This window comes from Pseudomonas sp. SDO5522_S412, assembly GCF_054071215.1.
Window position 1 is genome coordinate 1 of record NZ_JBSVWQ010000425.1, and the last position, 1,823, is coordinate 1,823.

The following is a 1,823-nucleotide window of genomic DNA, read 5'->3' on the forward strand; positions in this document are numbered from 1 at the left end:
ACATTTCAGTGACTGATCCACCGCGTTCGCGAGCAAGCCCGCTCCCACATTTGTTCGATGTTGTCTTGATGAATGAGTTACGGCTGCTGACGCGTCGCCGCCAACACGATCTCGCGAATGCACACATGCTGCGGCTGCTGGTAGGCATAGGCAATCGCCGAAGCCACATCATCGGCGCTCAGCACGGTGCCGCCCATGTCCTGTTTCCACGCCTGGTAGCCGGTCTTGATGGCTTCGTCGGTGGTGTGGCTCAGCAGTTCGGTTTCCACCGCGCCCGGCGCAATGGTGATCACACGCACATTGTGCGGCGACATTTCTTCCCGCAGGTTTTCCGAAATTCCATGCACGGCGAACTTGGTGCCTACATAGGCGACGTGGTTGGGGAAGGTCTTGCGCCCAGCCACCGAGCTGACGTTGATGATGGTGCCACCCTTGCGCTCGACCATGCTGCCGGCCACCGCATGGATGCCGTTCAGCAGGCCCTTTACGTTGACGTCGAGCATCTGCTCCCACTGCGCCGGGTCCTGTTCGCTGACCGCGCCCAGCAGCATCACGCCGGCATTGTTGATGAGTGCATCGGCCGGGCCGAATTGCGCTTCAGCTTCCTTCACCGCCGCCACCAGCGCAGCGCGATCGGTGATGTCGACACCGCGACACAAGGTGTTCGGCAACTCCAGCGCATTCAGCCGGTCGATGCGGCGGGCCAGCAGCAACAGCGGGTGGCCGGCGGCCGACAGCAAGCGCGCAGTCGCTTCGCCAATGCCCGAACTGGCGCCGGTGATGATGATCAATGGCTTGCTCATGGTGGAACTCCTGAAATAAGAAAAACAAATAACTGAACGTGGAGCGCAGTATATTTAGCCCTCGGCTGGCTGAAAAATGCCTTATTCCTCTGTCTGTCATCGGTATTAACTATGGATGTGCGTCATCTCAAGGCGTTTCTCGCGGTATTCGAGGAACGCAATATCACCGCCGCCGCCCAGCGCCTGTTCATCAGCCAGCCGACGTTGTCGGTGACTATCAAGCAACTGGAAGAAGAACTGGGCGTGGCGCTGTTTCTGCGCCAGCCTCGTGGGGTCGAGGTCAGTGACGAGGCGCGGGTGCTGTACCCGCAAGCCCGGCGCATGGTGGCCGAGGCCGATGCGTTGAGCCGACTGTTTCGCGGGCGCGAAAACCGCATCGCCCTGGAACTGGGTGTGGAAGGCGATATTGCCGACAGCCAGATAGAAACCTTCCTGCGCATGGCGCACCAGGGCCTGCCGGGTTTGCTGCTGACCTTGCAGGAAGGCTGCGAAGGAGAAGGGCGCCTGGCGGTAGAGGAAATGTGCTGCGAGGACGAATTATTCCTGCCGCTTTGGGAAGAGTCCTACGTGATGGCACTGCCGATTGCGCACCCGATGGCGGCGGGCGGCAAGGAGCAGGCCTGGGCGCCGATCGAAGACTGGATCACCTGCCCGCAGCATGATTCCCACCAACGGCTGATGGCCTTGTACGGCCGTTCGCCCCAGGCGGTGGCCGGGCATGCCGGTTCGTTGACCCAGGCATTGCACATGGTGGCGGCCGGTGTGGGCGTGGCGATGTTGCCGCAGTCGCTGGCGGCGGAGCGGGCCGGGGTGGTGATTCGCCCTTGGCACCTGCCGGCACCGACGCGCCGGGTGGGGTTGTGCTTTGCCGCCCAGGCCCTGGAGTTGCCGGCGTTGCGGGCCTTGCATGAGTATTTCCAGAACAACCGCCCGCCGCAGATTGAAGCCGCCTGACGGCGCCTTTGAATTCACCGCAAATTCAATGTAGGAGCTGGCTTGCCTGCGATAGCGGTGGTGACT

The 1,823-nt window shown here is 61.9% G+C and carries 2 protein-coding genes; one reads left to right on the forward strand and one right to left on the reverse strand.

Annotated elements, in window-relative coordinates; translation table 11 throughout:
• Positions 1-77 precede the first annotated feature (77 nt).
• Positions 78-803, reverse strand: coding sequence for an SDR family oxidoreductase (locus ACW9I6_RS32255; RefSeq protein ID WP_178904005.1), 726 nt, complete (start codon positions 801-803; stop codon positions 78-80).
• A gap of 111 nt (positions 804-914) precedes the next feature.
• On the opposite strand from ACW9I6_RS32255, the gene ACW9I6_RS32260 reads away from it, so the two are divergent.
• Positions 915-1,757: a LysR family transcriptional regulator gene (locus ACW9I6_RS32260; RefSeq protein WP_003211429.1), complete on the forward strand. Its 843-nt coding sequence runs from the start codon at positions 915-917 to the stop codon at positions 1,755-1,757.
• Positions 1,758-1,823: the final 66 nt, after the last annotated feature.